We start from the raw sequence: 20828 nt of genomic DNA, 5'->3' as shown, positions 1-20828 counted from the left end.
ATGGCGCGCAAGTTCCTGTACCTGATCGCCGGCGTCACCGTCGCGCTGCTGCTGCTGATGGTGGCGCTGCGGGTGTGGTCGGACGACCTCACCGAGATGGCCTTCGTGCCCGGCGTCTCGTTCTCCTCCCAGCAGGCACTGCCGCCCGAATCGTGGGAGAACCCGGCGATGTGGGTGGCCCGGCCCGGCATGAAGGACGACCCGGCGCTGTGGCTGCCGCCCGGCGTGACGGCCCCTGCCCGCAAGCTGCCGGTCGCGGTGTTCTTCGTCCACCCGACCAGCTACATCGCCCGCGACGCGTGGAACGCCGCCCTCGACGACGCCACCAGCCGCGACCGCGCCGCGCTTTTCGTGCAGGGCATGGCGAGCCCGTTCAACGGGGCCGAGGCGCTGTGGGCGCCGCGCTACCGTCAGGCCGCCGTCGGCGCCTTCCTCACCGCCAGACCCGAGGCCGGGCAGGCGATCGATCTCGCCTATCGGGACGTGCTCGCCGCTTTCGAGATCTTCGTCCGCCACCTGCCCCCCGGTCGGCCGATCGCGCTCGCCGGGCACAGCCAGGGCGCCTTCCTGCTGCGCCGCCTGCTGCGTGACCGCGTCGCCGGAACCCCGCTGGCCGGGCGCCTGGTCGGTGCCTGGGTGATCGGCTGGCCCGTCTCGCTGGTCCACGACCTGCCTCGGATGGGCGTACCGGCATGCCAGCGGGCGGACCAGGCCGGCTGCGTGGTGAGCTGGCTCTCGGTGGCCGATCCGGCCGACACCGCGATGCTGGTCGCGGCCTATGGCCGGCGCACCGGGCTCGACGGACAGTCGGTCGCGGGCACCCCGTTTCTGTGCACCAACCCCCTCACCGGCACGCCGGACGCCGGCGCGGATGCCGGCGCCAACCTGGGCACCCTGGTTCCCGACCTTGCCGCGCGCGGCGGCACGCTGGCGCCCAAGGTCGTCCCGGCCGCCTGCGGGCCCGACCATTTCCTGCACATCGGGGAACCGCCCAAGCTCGACTTCGGGCCCTACGTGCTTCCCGGAAACAACTACCACCTCTATGACGTGACCCTGTTCTGGGCCAACCTGAGGGCCGATTTCGAAAGGCGGGTCGCCGCGTGGCAGACAAGACAACAGACGGCCCCCTGATTACCACCGGCGCCCTCGCCTTCCGCGACGCCTTGCCGGACAAGGGCGGGCTGCTGGGCCTCGATCTCGGCACCCAGACCATCGGCACTGCCTTCGGCGACGCGGGCTGGCGCATCGCCTCACCCGGAAAGACCATCCGGCGCGGCAAGTTCGGTGCCGACAAGGCGCTGATGGAAGGCCTGATCCGCGAACGCGCGATCAGAGGCATCGTCATCGGCCTGCCGCTCAACATGGACGGCTCCGAAGGCCCGCGCGCGCAATCGAGCCGCGCCTATGCCCGCAACCTCTCGGTGATCGGCCTGCCGATCCTGCTGTGGGACGAACGCTGGTCCACTACCGGCGCCGAGCGCGGGCTGATCGACCAGGACATGAGCCGCGCCAAGCGCGCGACCCGCATCGATTCGGCGGCTGCTGCGGTGATCCTGCAAGGCGCGATCGACGCGTTGGCAGGCGGCATGTTCTGATCGCCGTTCCGCAACGGCGGGGGCGCGATCTCGATCGAAACCTTCCTCGTCATCGGGACCTCGACCAAGGCCGGGGAAAGCAATCCAGCCGGTCTTCGCGGCCCGGGGCTGCTTCACCGTGCTTGCCATGACGATTCGAGGGGCAGTTTCGCCTTCTACGATGGCCAGGCCATAGGGTCGGCCCTGCTCCACCGACACCCGGGCGCACTTCCGCCGACGTCTCCCCGCACGCCTGCAGCAAGGCCCGCCGCCGCGCGGCCATGGCGCTGACCACGCGGCTGCCGCAGGCTTCGGCCTCGGCCCAGACGGCGTCCTGCGCCGCGCGCCCGGGCGCCGCGCCGGCCAGCGCCCGCCATGCCGCCAGCCGCATGCGGTCGCTGGGATGATGGCGGCCGAAGCGGGTGGCGAGATCCCTGGCCTCTTCCCCGCCCAGTCCCACCGCGATCTGCAGGAAGGCCTCGCTCGGCCCGTGCCCGAGCACGCGCGAGACGGACCCTTGCGCCAGATCGAACAGGTAGTGGTCCATCCACCCTTGCGCGGGATGCTCGTGCGTCAGGGTAAGCGAGGCCGACACCGATGCCGGCGGGTGCAGGACGTGGACGTCGCGGTGCGCGCGGTAGTGGTGGATATGTCCCGGCTCCAGCCGCGCACGGCCGAGCGGCTGGAGGTCGACGGGCTCGCCGCGCCAGCCGGACACCGCCGCATAATCGTACTCGTAGTCCTCGGTCTCGTATCCCGGGCCGAAATAGCCCAGCACGAGGAAGTCGAAGTTGTGATCGTGCGCCAGGCCATAGTTGAACGCTTCCGGCCCGCTGGCGCGCAGGGCGTGGTCCCCGGTCGACGGCCAGATGCAGGCACTGAGCGCGAAATTGCCGCGCCCCGGCGCTGCCAGGACGATGCGGTTGGTCTCGCCGACATCGATCGCCGCCAGCGTGGCGGGCCTCCGCCCGGCGAGCAGGTCGATGAACATGTCGCCCAGCAAGTCGCGGTCGTTGGCCAGTCGCCGCAGCCAGTTGGCGGCGTGGGCGAGGCTTTCCTCCTCCGCCGGATCGAAGCCCCAGACCGCAAGCGCCTCGCAGGCCTCCTCCAGCGTCGCCGAGGTCGGGTCCCGGTTGTCGATCAACCTCGCCATGGCGCCGCTTCCCGCAAGTCGGGCCGCGATACCAGCAGCGTCGCGAGTTGGTCCGCCGCCTGCGCCTGCAGCGTATCCCCGTCGTCCGAGGCCAGGTGCGCGAGCAGTTCCACTCCCGCGAGCGCATCGAGCCCGATCACTTCGCGCAAGGCCTGCCAGCGCAGCGCGTCGCTGCCGCCGCCCAGCGCGAGACCCGCGATCTGCGGCACCGCGTCGATCCGCTCCATCGCCGCGAGCAGGGCGACGACCAGCTCGCCCCGGCTGTCCTCCTTGCGCGCGCTGGCCTGATGCAGCAGCGTCCCGTCGGCGAGGTCGAATTCGCGCACCGGCTCGTGCTCGTCGAGCTGGCGTTCGAGCCGCAGCACGACCATCGCGCCGTCCACCGCGTGGATGTCGAACGCCTGCCGCGACCCATGGTGACGGTACACGCCGCCCGCCTCGACGGCGATCCTTTCGGTTCGCAACCCGCCCCGGTCATCGCGCGAGACGAGATCGGCCAGCCCCGACCCGGCCAGGACACGCTTCCAGGTTTCCACCGGGCGGAACCGCGCCGTGCGCGGGCGCGGCAGGGAGGCGAGGGCATGGCCATCGTAGGCCGCCAATGCCAGCGTCGCGTGTCCGGACCGGGCGAGGACCAGCATCGGCACGGCGTCGCGGCTGCCATGGCGAAGCGGCAACTGGCCGAGCGGATATCCATCGATCGCCGCAAGGCCCGCCGCGACGAGGCTGTCGGCAAAGGCGCGCGCGCGTGGGCCCGACGGTTCGAACAGGAGCGCCAGCGCCTTGCACCGCTCCAGCGGCCCGCCGGCACCGAAGCGCTTCATCGCCGCCAGCACGGGCGCCACCCCGGGCTCCGCGCGCCATGCCGCAAGGGCCTTTGCCAGGGCATTCTGGCCATGTTCCCAGTCGATGTCGTCCTGGCGAAGGTTCGCCAGCGGTCCGCGCAGTTCCATGGGGCCGCGCGTCAGCCCTCGCGATGGAAGGGCTGGAGGCAGGACATCAGCTCTGCCTGATTGTCGTCGTTGGCGTCGATCCGCGCGCGGTCGCGCCGGCTGCCGAAAATGCCGGTGGGCATGTCGAGGTCGGGCAGCAGGGCACGGTCGATGCGCACGACCCCGTGCCACCTTGTCGCCGCATCCGGACGTGAAACTGACATGCCTGAAGTCCCCATCGAGAAATCCCTGCCGCAACCACGTCGATGTGCTGAATTAAAAAGCTGTCATCGACAACGAATGAAGCGATGTATTTTATTTTTCGATAAATCGTTGCAGATCAGCAACAAGAGGTATGTGGTTTATCGTGCCGCAATGGCGCCAGGCAATATCGACGCGTGCCGCAGGGCCCGAAGGTTAATCCTTCAGGCAGGCGCCTTCAAGACGACTGTCAGGCTGTTCGTCGTCCCGGCCACCGGCGCATGGCCGATATCCACCCGCACCGCGTCGGCTCTCGCCCTGTCGAGCACGGCCGGCGCGACTCGCAGGTCGTGGGCGACGACGTCGGCAGTGCCCAGAAGCCGCGCCTCGCGCAGCGTCAGGTCGTCGGGGTCGTCGCTGCGCAAGGTGATCTCGACGACGCCCGCCTCTCCCCTGCGAGGATCGGCCAGCCACGCCTCGACGCGCCCGGCGCTGCCATCGGCCAGGGGGTCGAGCGGCCCGCCGCCGGCCAGCGCCGCATCGAGCGCCCGCCGCCGCTCGCCGGCCTCGGGAAAGCGCGCCCGCAAGGCCGCGCGCCCCGTGCCGAGCGCCGTAGCGAGCGTGCCCAGCGACTGCGGGAGCAGGGCTTCGAGCCGCAGCCGCACCTGCTTGGCGAGGCCCGCCGAGGCGCCGCCGGTGCCGATCGCCACCAGGACCGGCGAACGATCGAGGATCGAAGGGACGGTAAAGTCGCATAGCGCCGGCCGGTCGGTCGCATTGACCAGCATGCCGGCGTCGCGCGCGCGCCTCGCGTCGGCCTCGGCCCGTGCGTCGTCCTCATGCGCCACGAAGGCGAGGCGAGCGCCGCCCGCGATGCCCTCGTGCAGGTCGGTGACGACCAGGCCGCCCGCCCGCTCGACCAGCCGGCGCTTGGCCTGCGCCGCCTCGCCCTCGCCCAGCACGACGACCGGCCGACCGGCAATGCGATGGAACAGGGGGAGCGTTTCGATCATGGGGCAGGGCTTAACAGCGCCGCATCAATCGAGCCAGTCCGGCACCTGCTCGGCGGCGAGGATCGCGGCGGGTTCGATGCGGTTGGCGACGATCGCCCACTTGTCGCCGTCGACCATGACCTCGGGCACCAGCGGGCGGCTGTTGTAGGTATTGGCCATCGTCGCGCCATAGGCGCCGGCGGTGCGGAAGATCGCGAGGTCGCCGGCCTTCACCGCGTCGATCTCGCGGCCCATGGCGAACGTGTCGGAGCTTTCGCAGATGGGGCCGACGATGTTGGCCACCATGCTCTCGCCCGAGGGCGTCACGGCCGCGAAATCGTGCCAGGCGTCGTACATCGCCGGTCGCGCGAGGTCGTTCATCGCCGCATCGACGACGATCCAAGGGCTCCCGGTGCCCTGCTTGACGCGGACCACTTCGGTGACGAGCACGCCCGAGTTGCCGGTGATGACGCGGCCCGGCTCGAACATCAGGGTGACGCCCCAGCCCTGCGCGACGTCGCTCACCATCCGGCCGTAGTCGGCGGGAGTCGGCAATTCGTCGCCGGCCTTGTAGGGCACGCCCAGGCCGCCGCCGAGGTCCATGTGGGTGACGGCGTAGCCCTGGACGCGCAGCGCATTCATCAGCGCGCCCATCTTGAGGAAGGCCTGGCGAGAGGGTTCGAGGTCGCTGATCTGGCTGCCGATGTGCACGGCAAGGCCGCGCATCTCGAGCCCCGGCAAAGCGGACAGGCGCGCGTAGATCCCCGACGCGCGGTCGTAGGCGACGCCGAACTTGTTCTCCGCCTTGCCGGTCGAGATCTTGGCGTGGGTGCGCGCATCGACGTCCGGGTTCACACGCAGGGTGCAGGTCGCCTTCGCCTTGAGGGCCACGGCGATCTCGGACAGCTCGACGCCCTCCTCCTCGCTTTCGAGGTTGAACTGGCCGATCCCCGCGCGCACGGCGGCGGCCAGCTCGGCGCGGGTCTTGCCCACGCCCGAGAACACCACGTCCTGCGGCTTCATCCCGGCCGCCAGCGCGCGGTTCATCTCGCCTTCGGAGACGACGTCGGCGCCGTAGCCCTCCTTCGCCAGCAGGCGCAGCACCGCCAGGTTGGGGTTGGACTTCACCGCGAAGGCGATGTGCACGCTGGGCAGCGCCGACAGCGCCTCGCGGAAGACCCTGGCGTGGCGCGAGAGCGTGGCGCGCGAATAGACGTAGACCGGGGTGCCGACCTCGCGCGCGATCGTGGCGAGCGGCACCTGTTCGGCGTGAAGTTCGCCGTCAATGTTGGCAAAATGATCCATGATGTCCTGTCGGGTATTAGAGCATGGTTCGGTCAGACCGGCCCTGCCTTGTCCGTTCGTATCGAGGTCCGTTCGTGTCGCGGGAAGTCGAGACACGCCGACACCCATGCCCGGGTGCATCGACGGCGTTCGACACGAACGGACGGCGCATTACTTGCCGGGTGCGGTCGGCGTCGTCGATTCCGGCGGCGGCAGATCGAACGGATCGTCCTCGCGCTGCTCGGACTTGGTGCGCAGCTCGACGCTGCGCTCGGGAATAGCCTGCGTCGGCAGTTTGAGCAGTTCCGCCGCCGCCGGCTTGTCAGCCCGGCCATAAGGCGCAGGCGGCAGTTGCTGGCCCGGTTTGAGCGCGAGGGCCGAGCGCTGCCCGCAGGCGGCGAGCGCCAGGACCATCAGGATAACCGCTACCTTGCGCATCGAACTACTCCAGACCCAGTGCGGCACGGGCATCCGCGACGCGCAGGCGTACCTGCTCGGGCGCGGTGCCGCCATGCGATTTGCGCGCGGCGACCGACGCCTCGACCGAGAGCGCCTTGAATACGCGTTCGTCGATGCGGCTGTCGATGGCCTTGAGGTCTTCGAGCGGCAAAGTGTCGAGCGCGATGCCCCGGCTCTCGGCCAGCTTGACCGCCGCGCCGGTGATGTGGTGCGCCTCGCGGAAGGGAATGTCGCCTTCGCGCACCAGCCAGTCGGCGAGGTCGGTGGCGGTGGCGAAGCCCAGTTCGGCGGCGGCGCGCATGCGATCGGTGCGGAACGTCGTCTCCGCGACCATCCCGGTCATCGCCGCGATCGACAGGGCGAGCAGGCCTGCGGCCTCGAACACCGGCGGCTTGTCGTCCTGCATGTCCTTGGAATAGGCGAGCGGCAGGCCCTTCATCGTCATCATCAGCGCCACCAGGCAGCCCGAGATGCGCCCGGCATGGCCGCGCACCAGCTCGGCGGCGTCCGGGTTCTTCTTCTGCGGCATGATCGAGCTGCCGGTCGACAGCGCATCGGGCAGCGTCACGAAGCCGAACGGCTGGCTCGCCCAGATGATGAACTCCTCGGCCAGGCGCGAGAGGTGCAGCGCGCACTGGCTGGCCGCCATCAGGTAGTCGAGCGCGAAGTCGCGATCGGACACCGAATCGAGGCTGTTGTCGGTCGGCCCCTCGAAGCCCAGCGCCTGCGCGGTCATCTCGCGGTCGATCGGAAAGCCCGTGCCGGCGAGCGCGGCGGCGCCCAGCGGGCTCCGGTTCATCCGCTTCCTCGCATCGGCGAAGCGCGAACGGTCGCGGCCGATCATCTCGTAGTAGGCCATCAGGTGGTGGCCCAGCGTGACCGGCTGCGCGGTCTGCAGGTGGGTGAAGCCGGGCATGATCGACGCGGCATGTTCGCCGGCGCGGGTGACGAGGGCGACTTGCAGCGCTTCCAGCCCGGCCTGGGCCTGGTCCATCGCGTCGCGCACCCACAGGCGGAAGTCGGTCGCCACCTGGTCGTTGCGCGAGCGGGCGGTGTGGAGGCGCCCGGCAACCGGCCCGATCAGCTGCGCGAGGCGCGATTCGGTCGTCATGTGGATGTCTTCGAGGTCCCAGTCCTCGGGGACGCCGTCAGCCTCGTACTCGGCCGCTACGGCGTCGAGACCGTCGCGAATCGTCACCGCGTCCTCGCCCGAAACGATGCCGCAGGCGCCCAGCATCGCGACGTGCGCCTTGCTCGCCGCGATGTCCTGACGCCACAATGCCTTGTCGAAGGGAATCGAGGCGTTTATCTCGCGCATGATTGCCGACGGTCCCTGCGCGAACCGTCCGCCCCACATCTTGTTGCCCGACTGGGCATTGGAGCCAACCGCCGTGCTGTCTTCCCGTTCGCTCAAGTCGCTCGTCCTGTGTTCGCTGGCCGGGGCATCCGCCCTCGTGGTCGCCGGCTGCGATAGTAAAGGCACGAAGGACACGCAACCGCAGGCTTCACAAGCTTCGGAACAGGCCGGTCCGGCACAGCCTCCCGAAAAGGCCGACAAGCTCGACCGCTCGCACAAGGGCGAGCCGATGCCGACCGTCAGCCTGGTCGACAATACCGGCGAAAGCCTGGACTTGGCCTCGTTCAAGGGCAAGCCGCTGCTCATCAACCTGTGGGCTACGTGGTGTGCGCCGTGCATCGCGGAAATGCCCACGCTCAACAAGCTGATCGCCCGCGAGGACGAACTGGGCGTGACGATCCTGCCGATCTCGCAGGACATGGGCCAGACCGACAAGGTCGTGGAGATCCTGCGCCGCCGCGAGCTGGAGCAGATCCAGCCCTGGGTCGACGAACAGGGCGACCTTGGCTTCCAGTACGGCGGCAACCTGCCGGTGACGGTGCTGTTCGACGCCAAGGGCAAGGAAGTGTGGCGCTACACCGGCGGCAACGACTGGACCTCGCCCGCCGCGCTCAAGCTGATCGCGGAAGCGAAGTAACCGAGCCCTGGTTCGGCGGCTTCCTGGTTGCTGATCGGAACCTGTCGTTTCCGATCGTCCCGGTCGCGCCACCTCGCCCGGCCGGCGATCAGTCAGGCGTTCAACCGGATGACCGGCGCCATCGTCATCGGCTTCGGACCGGCGCTGGTCAGGGTGAAGCCGTCCTGACGGGTGTGCTCGCGCGCTACTTCTTCTTGCCGCAGGGCCATTGCCGGCGCGTCGCCGCGAAGACCAGTTCGGACGCGCTTGCGCTCCGGTCCTGCGGATTGTCGCGCAAGTAGGCGACCGTCGCGCTCCTGAGCTGGGCGATCGTCACGTCGGCCGGAATGCAGCTCCTGAGCTTGTTGGTCCGGCGGATGGTGTTGAACGCATCGATGGTGCCGGTGATGTAGGCGATGCATTCGTAAGTGTTCTCGACATAGGCCTTGCTCTCGCGCTGCGCCGTGCAGACTGCGTAGAGTTCCTCGCCGGTGTAGAAACTGGCGCCGGCGGCCACGGGAACCAGCCCCAGCGGGACCACCGCGGCCAGGCAGGCCAACTTTCTGGATATCATTCTCGGGTCTCCAAGGCGCGCCGGGAGTCTCGTGGCAAATTCGCCGCCCGTCAATCAGCGCGACGCGCCCGCCGCCCGGCCGAGCTTCGAGCCGACCGGCGGATAGCCCGGCGGAGACGCTTGCGTGAACCAGATCAGGCGCCCCTGCGCCGCGTCCGGATGGATGGCGAAGCGGTCCCCGGTCTGGATCAGCGGCTGGCCTTTGGAGCGCAGGCAGGCGGCCGCCGCCGCCGCGTCGCGCACCTTGAAGACCAGATGGCAGATCCCCTTCACCGCGCGCGCATGATCGGCGACGGGCGAGCCTTCCGCGCCCTCCAGCGCCTCGATCACCGTATCACCCATCGCGAAGGCGGCGCAGCGCGCCCCGGGCAGGTGGCGGGTGGATATCTCGGGCCATTCGAGCTTTTCCGCGAACAGCGCGCGGGCCTGGCTGAGCGAAGGGGTACTGACCCCGATCGCCTGCAGCCCCTCGATCCCCAGCGGGTTCCCACCGGGCCGCGAGGCCGGCGTCCAGTCGCGATCGCCTCGCGGGTCGCCGGGCATGTCCTGCGCCACGATCTCCAGCCGCATGCCCAGCGCCTGTCCCCTGGGCACGAGGAAGTAGTGCGCCTCCATGCCGGGATCGTAGTGCCGCTTGAAGCCCCGGCTCGCGAACCAGGCATCGGCGGCGGCCAGGTCGGTCGTCTTGAGCGCCAGCCCGATCCAGCGCATCGGCGCGGCGGAGCGGCGCAGCATGTCGCCCAGCGGATTGCCCTCCCGCGCGCCGCGACCGGCCGGAGCGATCGGGATGAGCATGGTATCGCCCATCATCATCAGCGATTCCTCGCGATCGAGGCCCAGCGCCTCGGTTTCGGGCGTCACGAGGATTTCGTAGACGGTCTCGGCACCGAACACGTCGCGGAAAAAGGCATCGCACGCGGGGCGCGAAGCGTTGTCGGCCAGGGACCAGCTCACATGGACGAGGGGGAACTGCACGGCCGGACCTTTCGTTGATCGCCGTTCCGGGACGACGCCTCGACCAGCCCGTTCAATACGTCCTGGGCGCCCCCGTCCCCATGAACTTGGCCAGGTTCATGTGCAGCGAGGCGACCGAGCGCTCCATGTAGGGGTTGGGCTGCGCACCTCGGAAACCGACGTTCTTCATGCCCTGCTGCACCGCCGCCATGTTGGCGAAATCCTGCTGCAGCACCGGCGGCCAGTCGGCCGGCTCGGTGTACTCCCATTCGGTCCGGGGGGCCTCACCTTCCGGGTACAGCTCGTAGACCGCCGCCTCGAAGATGCACTTGTCCGGATCGCCCTTGTAGGGCCGCGCCTGGTAGCACAGCATGTTGTTGACGGCGTGGCCGATCTGGAAGTTCGGGAATATCTGCCAGGCAGTGCCGGCCTGCGCGGTGTGCTGCGGATCGACCTGCGCCCAGACGACGCCCCGCGCCTCGTCCTCCTTGCGCGCGGTGCCGATCCAGTAAGCGGAGACTTCGGCGGGCGGCGTGCCTTCGGGCAGTTCGTCCTTGAGGCGGTTGGCCACCGCCACCAGCGTCGTGGTGGTGTTGGTGTTGGCATTGGCCCAGGTGAAGTTCTGCATGTCCGCCGTGGTCAGGCGCGGGTCCTCGCCGGCCCCGAGGCGCAGCTTGCCGGAATCCTCCTCCTGGCCCTTGGGCGCTTCGTAGCCGATGTTGGAATGCAGGCCCTGGTTGCGCGACCAGCCTCGGAACTGGCCGAACTCCATGAATTCCGGGTGCGTGGTGGAAACGTGGTAGGTCTCGCAGAAAGCCTCCATCGCGACTTTCCAGTTGCACTCGAACACCACCCACTTGCGCCAGCGCGGGCGCATCTTTTCGAGCCCGTAGGGATCGAGCATCGAGGCCGCCGGGTGCAGGTATTCGGCAAGCGGCCCCGCTTCGGGATCGAGGTTGATCCAGATCCATCCGCCCCAGGTCTCGACCTTCACCTTGCCGAGATCGGCGAGGCCGTCGCACAAGTGGCCCTGCCAGTCGGCCTGGTGTTCGACATAGGTGTTCCGGCCGTCGAGGCCGAACGTCCAGCCGTGGTAGCCGCAGATGAAGTTCGGCCGCGAGGCATGGGCGTTACGCATGCCCGCCGGCGTGTCGACCAGCTTGCGGCCTCGGTGCGGGCAGACATTGTGGAACGCGCGGATCTCGTCGGCCGAGGCCCGCACCACGATGACCGAATCGTCGAGAATGTCGAAGGTGATGTAGGCGCCGACCTGCTCGATGTCCTCCAGCCGCCCGGCCTGGAGCCAGACCTTGCGCCACAGCCTGTCGCGCTCGGCGCGGGCGTACTCGGGGGAAGTGTAGGCCTCGGGGGGCACGTTGACCGGGGCAACCAGCTCTTCCGGCGCCTGCACGATCTTGCCGATTTCACCCATGCGATCCTCGTTTTCTCTTGTACCGATTTGCGGCAGTTATCTCATTATCGGCATGCCAGGGCAAATCGCCGGAGCGGTTCCGTCATTGCCCCGCATAGGCCGCCTTGCCTCGCGGCAGGGTTCCGATCGCCAGGCTGCTCGCCGCCATGAAGCCGAGCGCCAGCCACAGGAAGCCCGCGTAGCTCCCGGTCCGGTCGTAGACCTGGGCCGCCGCGAGCGGTCCGGTCGCAGTGCCGATCGACAGCGCCGCCAGCAGCCCGCCATAAAGCCCGCCGAAGTTGCGCAGGCCGAAATGGCGGGTGAGCAGGTAGACGACGACGTCGATCTCGGCGCCCAGCGTGAGCCCGATCAGGGCCGAGGCCGTGGCCATCGCCAGGAACGACCCGTCGCCCAGCAGCAGCAGCAGGCAGCCCAGCACCGGCAGCATGAACACCGCCGCGCCGACCAGCGAGGCGGGCAGGCGATCGAGCAGCATTCCCGTCCCCAGCCGCCCGGCGAGCGAGAACCAGCCGATGAACGAGGCGATGCCCGCCGCCGCCATCGGGCTCGCCCCAGCGTCGCCCAGGATCGCGGTGAAGTGGACGACCAGCGCGATGATGGTGAAGGTGAACAGCAGGCTGGCCACGAACAGGCGGTGGTAGACGGTGGAAGCCAGCCCTTCGCGCAAGGTCGCGCCTGGCAGGTCGGCGGGCTTCGCGCCCAGGTCCTCGACCTGCTGGCGGCGGCCCGTGTCGTACCGGCCGTGGAAGAACAGGAAGATCACCGGGAACGCCACGGCCAGCCACACCGCCGCCTGCACCGGGAAGGCCGCGCGCCAGCCCAGCGCGCCGATCAGTGCGGTCGCCATCGGCGGGAACACCCCCGCCGCGATCGAGGCGCCGCACAGCGTCACCGCAAAGGCCATCCCGCGCGAGACCGTGAAGCGCGAGGCCACCGCGCTGGTCCATACCGAAGCCTGCACCGGCAGCGCCGCCAGCGCGATCAGGCCCCAGAGCAGATACCAGTTCAGCAGCGAGCCGTCGGTGCTCCCCAAGGCTGCGAAGGCAAGACCCAGCAGGACCAGCCCGACCACCCCGAACCGGCGCGGGCCGAACCTGTCGACGGCAAGGCCGATGAACACTCCGCCCACCGCCTGCACCAGGGTCGCGATGGTCAGGCCGAACGTGACTTCGGTGCGGCTCCAGCCGAACTGGGCGGCCACGGGTCCGTAGAACGGGCCGATGCCGTAGATGTGGATTACGCTGGTGGCATAGCCAAGCCCGGCCGCCACCGGCAGCAGCGGCCGGGCGCGCCATTCGTCGCGGGCGGTCGGGAGTGCGGGCGCGTGCATGCCTACTCCCTCGTCCCGGACGTGATCCGGGATCGCAGCGTGCTCCCGAGGCGAGAGCTTGCGGTGGGCCACGGCCTGCCCGGGACGACGACGTCATTCCCCATGGCGCAGTTCCACGCGCGTCGCCTCGCCACCCGGGCCCATCGGCGAATCGTACTCGATGCAGGTGGCGACCGGGTTGGCGTGGCTCGCGAACAGCTTGTCCTCGTCGGCGCGGGTCATAGGCTGGCGCTCGGGCGAGGCGATGATCGCCTGCGAACGCTCGAAGTCCTCGCGGCTGTTCCACCAGATTTCCATGATGCAGTCGTAGCCGCTGTCGTGGACCTGTCCGGTGATCGGGTTCCTTTCCGGCACGAGGTAGCGCCGTACGTAGCGCACCGCGTTCGGGATCGCGGGCGCCGCGCCCATCTTCCTGGCAAGCTGGGAGTGCTGGTTTTCGTAGTAGTCCATGAACTGGTCCATGGTCATGTCCGGGCGCTTCCTGAAGAAGCAGATCTGCTTGAGCATCGCGGGTGGCTCCCGGGTCAGAGGCGGCGCAGGGCGAGCACGCTGCCCTCGGCGTCGGCGGAGAGGTAGACGGTGCCGTCCGGCGCCACGGCGATGCCGTTGAACGTGTTCATCGGCCCGCACATGTCGCCCACCCCGCCAAGCTGCGTCGGTTGCAGGCCGCCGGGTCCACCGATCGGCATGTCGCTGGCGAGAATCTCGCGCGCGCCGCCGGCGAGGTCGCTGGCGACCACGGCATTGGCGCCGGGATCGGCGACGTAGAGCGTGCCAGAGGCGATGGCGATGCCCTCGGGCCGGGCGAGGCCGTCGAGCACCACGTCCTTGCGCGCGCCGGCCAGGCGGACCACGCGGCCCGCTCCGCTCTCGGCCACGAAGACGCTGCCGTCGCCCGCCACCGCCACGCCCGTGGGGCGGTCGAGCCCACCGGCCAGTTCCACCACGTTGCCGCCCTCCTGCGCGAAGACCTTGCCGGTCCCGAACTCGGCGAAGACCGCGCCGCCGCCGGGGCCGATGGCCACGCCCATGAGCCGGTCGTAGCCACTCGCCAGCACTTCGCTCTCGCCCGCCGCCGGCCGCCAGCGCGCGACGTCGCCGTTGGCGGTGGTGACGATCCACTCGTCGACGCCGTCCGACGCCCCGCTGGCCGCCACGTCACGGATCCAGCCGGGAAAGCCGGGAGAGAACAGCATGCCCGCCAGTTGCAGGTGCTCGCCGGGGCGCAGCAGGTACGAGAACCCGCCATCGGCCACGAGGACGTGCCCGGCGGCATTCACCGCAAGGCCCAGCGGCCACTGCAGCCCCTTGTCGACCAGCGACCGGGTCTGCCCCGGCGCGGTGATCTCGGTGATCGAGCCGTTGATGTGCGACACGAACGTGCGGCCGCCGACGAAAGCGACGTTGTCCAGGCCTGGCCCGATGTCCGCCAGCACCGACTTCGCACCGGTGCGCGGGTCGATCCTGAGCACCTGCCCGGAATGGACCTGGGTGGAAACGATATAGCCGTCCGGGTGGAACTTGACCGAATCCGGCACGCCGAGGTCCTTCGCCACGACCTCGGGCTCGCCGCCGTCGAGGCCGATGCGCCAGATTTCGTTGGCACCCTGCGCGGGGAAGTAGAGCTTGCCGTCGGGGCCGACCTCGAAGGCGTTCACCATCGGCACGCCCTCGTAGATCACGCGGGCGGCGCCGCCCTCGCGGTCCAGTTCGAGGATACGCCCTCCCATCCGCAGTTCGCCCGCGATCAGCCGGCCCTGGTGCCAGGTGATCGGGTTGGCGACGGGGATGTCGCCATGGATCACGCGATACGCACCCTTGGGCGTCATCATCGAGACGCGCCCCTCGGTGATCTCGGTGCAGTAGAGGTTGCCCGCCTCGTCGAACGCCAGGTCGTCCGGCCCGACGATCCCGCCGCCATTGGGGCTGATGGTCTCGATCGCGCCGCTGTCGACGTCGACGGCGCTGACCTTGCTACCCGCGACTTGCGCCACGTAGATGCGCCCGTCGGCGCCGGTGCGGATGCCGTTGGCATTGGTGAGACGGCTGGCGGGCGTCATGCGATGCAGCGCCCAGCCTTCGCCCGGGGTGGCGGCGATGGCGTTGGCGTTCCGGCCGGCGGCTTCCAGCATGTATACATCCCTCTCCCCGGCGCAGGCCGAGTCTTTCGCCGACTGGTATAGGCAGGCGCGGGCCCGCGCAACGCGATGCGGCCTCGCTGCGGGCACCTTGCGTGCGGCATCGCCCCGGCGACGGGCCCGTCGTTGCAAAGGAGGAATGTGTGCGGATACTCGTGCAGCAGACCGATAACCAGATCGATTGATCCGGCGGAGGAGAGGCAGGCCGGCGCAACGGCGCCGCTTCCACCTTGCCAGCGATCAGCCGAACGAGAGGACCTTGCCGCCATGCCTGCACCCCAACTGCGTTTCGACGGCCGTGTCGCGGTGATAACCGGCGGTGGCCGGGGACTGGGTCGCGCTTATGCGCTGCTGCTTGCCGAGCGGGGCTGCAAAGTGGTGGTCAACGACCTGGGCGGCGCGATCCGCGGCGATGGTCCGGATACAACGGTGGCGCAGGAGGTGGTCGACGAGATCGTCGCGGCCGGCGGCGAGGCGATCGCCAATGCCGATACCGTCGCCACGCCCGAAGGCGGCCGCGCCATCGTCCAGGCCGCGCTCGATGCCTGGGGCCGCATCGACGTGCTGATCCACAACGCCGGCAACGTGCGCTACGGCTCGATCCGCGACATTCCCTACGAGGACTTCCGCAGCGTCGTCGACGTGCACCTGATGGGCGCGTTCCATGTCGTCCAGGCGGCATTCGCGCCGATGTCCGAGGCCGGCTACGGCCGCATCGTGCTGACCAGCTCGGTCGGCGGCATCTACGGCAACGAGAACTGCGTGAACTACGGCATGTCGAAAGCCGGCATGCTGGGCCTGAACAACATCGCCGCACTGGAAGGCGAGGCCTTCGGCATCAAGTGCAACACCATCCTGCCCGGCGCCGTCACCCGCATGGCGGAGGGCCTCGACATCTCGCAATACCCGCCGATGGGACCCGAACTGGTCGCACCCGTGGTCGGCTGGCTGGCGCACGAGAGCTGCCCGGTCACGGGCGAGATGATCGCCTCGATGGCCGGCCGCATCTCCCGCGCCTTCGTCGCCGAGACGCGCGGCATCTACCGCCCGCAATGGTCGATCGAGGACGTGGCCGAGGCCAGCGAAGGGTTCCACGACAAGGGTCCGGCAAACCCCCAGCTTCTCGACTTCGGCCTGCACGGCCACGTCGACCACATCGGATACAGCTTCGCCATGGCGCGTTCCGAGGGCTTAATAGGCAACACTGTTGACAACTAAAATGCGCGAAGCCACATCGCAGGCACAGCGGGGCGCCTTCGCGAAGAGTCGCCCGCACGACAATGAAGTGGGACCGGAATGATCTGCCAGAAAACCAACGTGCCCGCGCCCGAGGAACTCGACATCCCCGCGCTCAAGGCCAAGTATCTCGCCGAGCGCGACAAGCGCCTGCGCCGCGAGGCCGGCGAGCAGTACGTGCGCCCCACCGGCGATTTCTCCGACAACTATGCCCACGACCCCTTCACCCCGGTGGCCGAGCGCGCGCCCATCGTCGAGGATCTCGACGTGGCGATCCTGGGCGCGGGCTTCTCGGGCATCCTGGCGGGCTATCACCTGCACCGGCAAGGCGTCTCGAACGTGCGCAACATCGATCACGCGGGCGGCTTCGGGGGCGTGTGGTACTGGAACCGCTACCCCGGCGTGCAGTGCGACAACGACGCCTACTGCTACCTGCCGCTGCTGGAGGAAACCGGCTACATGCCGAGCAAGAAGTTCTCGGACGGCTGGGAAATCCAGGCCTACTGCGAGAAGATGGCGACCGACTTCGACCTCGTCGACAAGGCCCTGTTCCATACCCTGGTCGAAAGCATCACCTGGGACGAGACGATCAAGCGCTGGCACGTGAAGACCAGCCGCGGCGACGACCTGCGGGCGCGCTTCGTGGTCATGGCGGGCGGCGTGATGAACATGCCCAAGCTGCCCGGCATTCCCGGTATCCACGACTTCAAGGGCAAGATGTTCCACACCAGCCGCTGGGAGCACGACTACACCGGCGGTTCGTGGACCGCGCCCGAACTGGACAAGCTGAAGGACAAGCGCGTCGCCATCGTCGGTACCGGGGCCACGTCGGTGCAGGCGGTGCCGTACCTGGGCAAGTACGCCAAGCAGCTCTACGTCCTGCAGCGCACCCCGTCGAACATCGACGAGCGGCCCAACCCGCCGACCGACCCCGACTGGGCCGCATCGCTCAAGCCCGGCTGGCAGCAGGAGCGCATGGCGAACTTCCACCGCGGTGCCCAGCAGTTCTTCCTGCCCGGCGAGCCCGACCAGATCTGCGACATCTGGACCGAGATCAGCCGCAACCTCAACATCGACCTGGAAGCGGACGGGTTCCCCGAACTGGGCATCGAGGAAATCATGGCCCGCCGCGAAGTGGTGGACTTCCAGGTGATGGAACGCCTGCGCCGCCGCGTCGACGATCTCGTCGCGGACAAGGCGACCGCGGAAGTCCTCAAGCCGTGGTTCCGCTTCATGTGCAAGCGGCCGCTGTCGAACAACGATTATTACCCGACCTTCAACCAGCCCAACGTCAAGGTGATCGACGTCTCGCCGACACAGGGCGTGGAGCGGATGACTGAGAAGGGCTTCGTCGCCGACGGCGTGGAATACGAAGTCGACCTGATGATCTTCGCCTCGGGCTTCGAGGTGACCAGCGACCTCAAGCGCCGCTGGGGCATCGACACCGTCGAGGGCGAGAACGGCCTGTCGATCTACGAGCACTGGAGCAACGGCCCCAGCACCCTGCACGGCGTCACCACCGACCGGTTCCCCGGCATGTTCTACATGGGCTACATCCAGGGCGCGACCAACTCCAGCACCACCGAGCAGTTCGGCCGCCAGGCCGAGCACATCGCCTTCATGATCGGCGAGACCGTGCGCCGCGGCGCGGACAAGTTCACCGCCACTGCCGAAGGCGTCGCCGGCTACGTGGCGCACTGCCGCGCGAACGAAGTCGACATGTCGGAGTTCCAGCAAGGCTGCACGCCCAGCTACTTCAACAACGAAGGCGACAAGGAACTGAAGTGGGCCCTGTTCAAGGGCTACCTGCCTGGCTGGGACGCCTGGCGCGACATGCTGGCCGACTGGCGGCGGTCGCCGGACCTGCCCGGCGTGGCGTTCGAGACGCGGGAGACCGTGAGCTAGGCTCGACTATCCTACCGGCACCGGGAGGACTTGCGCGGCCGCTAGTTCCCGAAGCCCTCGCGCTGGATGGCGGTGAGGTTTTCGGAGAACGCGGGCGACAGTTTCCGCTCGATCTTGCGGCAGCGATCGGCGTGTTCGATCAGCGCCCTGGCGATGTCGCGCAGGATGTCGGTATCCAGGTCCTCCGCGCCGGAAAGGCGGCCGCGCAAGGCCGCCTCGTCGAGGCCGAGGATGCGGGCCGTCACCCGCTGTCCGCCCAGCGCCTCGACGGCCTGGGTGAAGAGGGCGAGCTGAACCATCGAATCTTGCGGCATCGTGTCGGGCTTCCTGTCGAAGGTCGGGACTGACGAAGCCGGGCGCTCCGAACGGTTGGCGCATAGGACCCGGCACGGGGTAGCCGTCAAGTCATCGCGCGCAAGCATCACCGGTTGCAAGCGGTGCTGACGTTGTCCGCTTGTGGCGGAAGCGGCTTGTGGCGGAAGCGGCACCGGCGCTCGAACAGAGCGAGCCCTATCGCCCCCGCCACTCCGGCTTGCGCTTCTCGGCGAAGGCCCGCGGGCCTTCCTGCGCGTCGTGGGACTGGTAGGCGTGCTCGTGCGCCGCGCGGGCCGCCGCCAGCGCGGCACTGCGGCCCATCTCGGTGGAGAGCATCACCGTCTCGCGCGCCGCCTTGACCGACAGCGGCGCCCCTTCCAGCACCTCGCGCGCGAGTTCGATCGCCGCGTCCAGCACCGCGCCCGGCTCGGCCAGGCGGTTGACGAGGCCGATCTCGTAGGCGCGCTGCGCATCGATCGGCTTTCCGGTCAGCACGATCTCCATGAAGATGCGCTGGGGGATCATGTGGATCAAAGGCGCCGCCCAGGGGCTGCCGCGACCGACCCTGACCTCGGTGATCGCGAACTTCGCATGGGTGGCGGCGACGCACAAGTCGCAGGCCTGCGCGATCATCCAGCCGCCCGCGAAGGCGACGCCATTGACCGCCGCGATCGTCGGCTTGGACAGCTCGACGGTGTCGTAGGGCAGCGCGTACATGGCGCGCGGGGGCACCGCCATGCCGGTCTCGACCATCTCCTTGAGATCGCCCCCGGCGCAGAACGCCTTGTCGCCGCTGCCGGTGAGGATGGCGATGCGCAAGGCGTCGTCTGCCTCGAACCGTGCCCACGCGGCGCGAAGGCCCTCGCGTACCTCGCGGGTGAGGGCATTGCGCTGTTCGGGACGGTCGATGGTGATGACGGCGATGCCATCCGGGCGGGCATCGAAGCGGACGGCTGGGGTCATGGCTCGGTCCTTTGTGCGGTGCACGCGGAGGCACGGAGATGCGGAAAAAGGGAGAAGCAACGTCCCGCGCGATTTCGGTGTCGGGCCTCCCCTTCGCGCCTCGGCGGCTTCGCGTGGGACGATCTTTCCTTGTCCGCGCCTCCGCGCCGCCGCGTGAACATCATCCTAGAACCCCCGCCGCGCGATCTCGAAGGCCGCGCGGTCGAGGTCTTCGCGGAAAGCCGGATGCGCCACGGCGACCAGGCGGCGGGCCCGTTCGGCCAGGGTCTGGCCCTTGAGGCGCGCGGCGCCGTATTCGGTTACCACCACATCGACTTCGCTGCGCGCGCTGGTGACCGGGCCAGACAAGGCAGGCACGATCTTGCTGATCGTCCCGCCCTTGGCCGTCGCCGCCAGCACCATCAGCGAAGCGCCGCCCGGCGACCGGGCCCCGGCGCGCACGAAGTCCACCTGCCCGCCGGTCCCGCCCAGGTATGCCGCGCCCGACTGTTCGGCGTTGACCTGCCCGGTAAGGTCCACTTCCAGCGCGGAATTGATCGTGACCAGCCGCGAAAGGCGGCCCAGCACTCCCGAGTCGTGCGTGTAGCTGGTCGGCGTCATGCGGATCGCGGGGTTGCGATGCGCCCAGTCGTAGAGGCGCCGGGTGCCGATCAGCGCGCCGTTGATCGAGATGCCCCGGTCGATCTCCTTGCGCGCATTGGTGAGCACGCCCGCCTCGGCGAGATCCACCAGCCCGTCGCCCAGCATGCCGGAATGGACGCCGAGGTCGCGGCGGTCGTGCAGCAGGCGCAGGATCGCGTCGGGCACCGCCCCCACGCCGGTCTGGATCACCGAGCCATCGCCGATGAACTCGGCGCACAGGCGGGCGATCGCCTCGTCGGTAGGGCCGATCTTCGCGGGCGCGACCTCGACGGGAGGACGCGAGACTGTCACCGCCACGTCGATGGCGCTGGCGGGAATGGTCTCCCCCGGGACGTAGGGAACCTGGTCGTTGACCTCGGCAATGACGACGCGCGCCTTGTCGACCGCGGCGCGCACGTAGTCGGAGATCAGCCCGCAGGAATGGTTGCCCTGCGCGTCCGGAGGGCTGACCTGGATCATCGCCACGTCGCAGGGCATCACGCCGGCGGCGATCAGCGGCGCGACCTGGCTGACGTGGACCGGGATCACGTCGAGCAGACTGGCCCTGGTCATCGCCCGCAGCGCCCCGATCGCGCCCATCGACGACAGGCGGAAGGCGCCGGCCGTCTCGGGCGTGAAGAGACCGGAGAAGCTGGTGGCGATGAAGGCCTTGAGGTCGCCGATGGCGGGGCCCTGCGCGATCAGCGCCTCGACCAGCGTGGTCGGCTCGCCACAGGCCTGGCCCAGGACGATGTGGTCGCCGGGGCGCAAGGTCTGGGTGAGGTCGATCAC

The 20828-nt window shown here is 69.1% G+C and carries 21 protein-coding genes; 5 read left to right on the top strand and 16 right to left on the bottom strand.

All coding sequences use genetic code 11. From position 1 onward, the window contains the following. Nucleotides 1–1131, top strand: coding sequence for a DUF3089 domain-containing protein (locus tag ACFFDA_RS24260; protein ID WP_404479822.1), 1131 nt, complete (start codon nucleotides 1–3; stop codon nucleotides 1129–1131). Beyond that, nucleotides 1128–1595 carry a Holliday junction resolvase RuvX gene (gene ruvX, locus ACFFDA_RS24255; protein ID WP_404482867.1) on the top strand — a complete coding sequence of 156 codons (468 nt, stop codon included), beginning with the start codon at nucleotides 1128–1130 and terminating at the stop codon, nucleotides 1593–1595. The genes ACFFDA_RS24260 and ruvX overlap by 4 nt, the downstream gene beginning before the upstream one ends. Before the next feature lie 49 nt (nucleotides 1596–1644). Here ruvX and ACFFDA_RS24250 read toward each other — a convergent pair whose 3' ends face one another. The 7 genes from ACFFDA_RS24250 to argH form a co-directional block, all read right to left on the bottom strand. Further along, nucleotides 1645–2727 carry a transposase gene (locus ACFFDA_RS24250; protein WP_404479821.1) on the bottom strand — a complete coding sequence of 361 codons (1083 nt, stop codon included), beginning with the start codon at nucleotides 2725–2727 and terminating at the stop codon, nucleotides 1645–1647. Then, the gene (locus ACFFDA_RS24245) at nucleotides 2715–3680 is read right to left on the bottom strand and encodes a hypothetical protein (RefSeq protein ID WP_404479820.1); all 966 of its coding nucleotides are present in this window, start codon (nucleotides 3678–3680) and stop codon (nucleotides 2715–2717) included. The genes ACFFDA_RS24250 and ACFFDA_RS24245 overlap by 13 nt, the downstream gene beginning before the upstream one ends. 11 nt (nucleotides 3681–3691) lie before the next feature. Next, on the bottom strand, nucleotides 3692–3883 hold the full coding sequence (locus ACFFDA_RS24240; RefSeq protein ID WP_404479819.1) for a hypothetical protein: 192 nt from the start codon (nucleotides 3881–3883) through the stop codon (nucleotides 3692–3694). 201 nt (nucleotides 3884–4084) lie between these two features. Further along, nucleotides 4085–4873, bottom strand: a complete 789-nt coding sequence (locus tag ACFFDA_RS24235; RefSeq protein WP_404479818.1) for an NAD(P)-dependent oxidoreductase — start codon at nucleotides 4871–4873, stop codon at nucleotides 4085–4087. A 24-nt stretch (nucleotides 4874–4897) separates the two neighbouring features. Then, nucleotides 4898–6157, bottom strand: a complete 1260-nt coding sequence (gene lysA / locus ACFFDA_RS24230) for a diaminopimelate decarboxylase (RefSeq protein ID WP_404479817.1) — start codon at nucleotides 6155–6157, stop codon at nucleotides 4898–4900. A gap of 150 nt (nucleotides 6158–6307) precedes the next feature. Further along, nucleotides 6308–6574: a hypothetical protein gene (locus ACFFDA_RS24225; RefSeq protein ID WP_404479816.1), complete on the bottom strand. Its 267-nt coding sequence runs from the start codon at nucleotides 6572–6574 to the stop codon at nucleotides 6308–6310. Between the two features lie 4 nt (nucleotides 6575–6578). Then, nucleotides 6579–7952 (bottom strand): argininosuccinate lyase, encoded by a 1374-nt coding sequence (gene argH, locus ACFFDA_RS24220; protein WP_404482866.1) that lies wholly within the window; start codon nucleotides 7950–7952, stop codon nucleotides 6579–6581. Between the two features lie 34 nt (nucleotides 7953–7986). On the opposite strand from argH, the gene ACFFDA_RS24215 reads away from it, so the two are divergent. Then, the gene (locus ACFFDA_RS24215; RefSeq protein WP_404479815.1) at nucleotides 7987–8589 is read left to right on the top strand and encodes a TlpA family protein disulfide reductase; all 603 of its coding nucleotides are present in this window, start codon (nucleotides 7987–7989) and stop codon (nucleotides 8587–8589) included. Between the two features lie 184 nt (nucleotides 8590–8773). On the opposite strand, the gene ACFFDA_RS24210 is transcribed toward ACFFDA_RS24215, so the two are convergent. The 6 genes from ACFFDA_RS24210 to ACFFDA_RS24185 all read right to left on the bottom strand — a co-directional run bounded on the left by ACFFDA_RS24210 (nucleotide 8774) and on the right by ACFFDA_RS24185 (nucleotide 14990). Further along, the gene (locus tag ACFFDA_RS24210; RefSeq protein WP_404479814.1) at nucleotides 8774–9142 is read right to left on the bottom strand and encodes a Rap1a/Tai family immunity protein; all 369 of its coding nucleotides are present in this window, start codon (nucleotides 9140–9142) and stop codon (nucleotides 8774–8776) included. 54 nt (nucleotides 9143–9196) lie between these two features. Further along, nucleotides 9197–10117 carry a glyoxalase gene (locus ACFFDA_RS24205; RefSeq protein WP_404479813.1) on the bottom strand — a complete coding sequence of 307 codons (921 nt, stop codon included), beginning with the start codon at nucleotides 10115–10117 and terminating at the stop codon, nucleotides 9197–9199. A 52-nt stretch (nucleotides 10118–10169) separates the two neighbouring features. Further along, nucleotides 10170–11528 (bottom strand): SRPBCC family protein, encoded by a 1359-nt coding sequence (locus ACFFDA_RS24200; RefSeq protein ID WP_404479812.1) that lies wholly within the window; start codon nucleotides 11526–11528, stop codon nucleotides 10170–10172. An 82-nt stretch (nucleotides 11529–11610) separates the two neighbouring features. Further along, nucleotides 11611–12858: an MFS transporter gene (locus tag ACFFDA_RS24195; RefSeq protein WP_404479811.1), complete on the bottom strand. Its 1248-nt coding sequence runs from the start codon at nucleotides 12856–12858 to the stop codon at nucleotides 11611–11613. Between the two features lie 93 nt (nucleotides 12859–12951). After that, the gene (locus ACFFDA_RS24190; protein ID WP_404479810.1) at nucleotides 12952–13365 is read right to left on the bottom strand and encodes an EthD domain-containing protein; all 414 of its coding nucleotides are present in this window, start codon (nucleotides 13363–13365) and stop codon (nucleotides 12952–12954) included. Nucleotides 13366–13382: 17 nt separating this feature from the next. Continuing rightward, a complete protein-coding gene (locus ACFFDA_RS24185; RefSeq protein ID WP_404479809.1) occupies nucleotides 13383–14990 on the bottom strand; it encodes a gluconolaconase in 1608 nt (535 codons plus the stop codon). Nucleotides 14991–15263: 273 nt separating this feature from the next. Here ACFFDA_RS24185 and ACFFDA_RS24180 point away from each other — a divergent pair, with 273 nt between their 5' ends. Continuing rightward, the gene (locus ACFFDA_RS24180; protein WP_404479808.1) at nucleotides 15264–16214 is read left to right on the top strand and encodes an SDR family NAD(P)-dependent oxidoreductase; all 951 of its coding nucleotides are present in this window, start codon (nucleotides 15264–15266) and stop codon (nucleotides 16212–16214) included. A gap of 78 nt (nucleotides 16215–16292) precedes the next feature. Then, complete coding sequence (locus ACFFDA_RS24175) at nucleotides 16293–18137, top strand: flavin-containing monooxygenase (protein WP_404479807.1); 1845 nt, start codon at nucleotides 16293–16295, stop codon at nucleotides 18135–18137. A gap of 41 nt (nucleotides 18138–18178) precedes the next feature. Here ACFFDA_RS24175 and ACFFDA_RS24170 read toward each other — a convergent pair whose 3' ends face one another. The 3 genes from ACFFDA_RS24170 to ACFFDA_RS24160 all read right to left on the bottom strand — a co-directional run bounded on the left by ACFFDA_RS24170 (nucleotide 18179) and on the right by ACFFDA_RS24160 (nucleotide 20828). Beyond that, a complete protein-coding gene (locus ACFFDA_RS24170) occupies nucleotides 18179–18451 on the bottom strand; it encodes a hypothetical protein (protein ID WP_404479806.1) in 273 nt (90 codons plus the stop codon). Between the two features lie 196 nt (nucleotides 18452–18647). Then, nucleotides 18648–19415, bottom strand: a complete 768-nt coding sequence (locus tag ACFFDA_RS24165; protein WP_404479805.1) for an enoyl-CoA hydratase/isomerase family protein — start codon at nucleotides 19413–19415, stop codon at nucleotides 18648–18650. A 165-nt stretch (nucleotides 19416–19580) separates the two neighbouring features. Continuing rightward, the gene (locus ACFFDA_RS24160; protein WP_404482865.1) at nucleotides 19581–20828 is read right to left on the bottom strand and encodes an acetyl-CoA hydrolase/transferase family protein; all 1248 of its coding nucleotides are present in this window, start codon (nucleotides 20826–20828) and stop codon (nucleotides 19581–19583) included.

It is taken from the genome of Novosphingobium sp. BL-52-GroH, assembly GCF_044813085.1.
Classification (GTDB): Bacteria; Pseudomonadota; Alphaproteobacteria; order Sphingomonadales; family Sphingomonadaceae; genus Novosphingobium.
The sequence above is the reverse complement of the archived record's forward strand: the minus strand, read 5'-3'. Positions and strand labels throughout refer to the sequence as shown.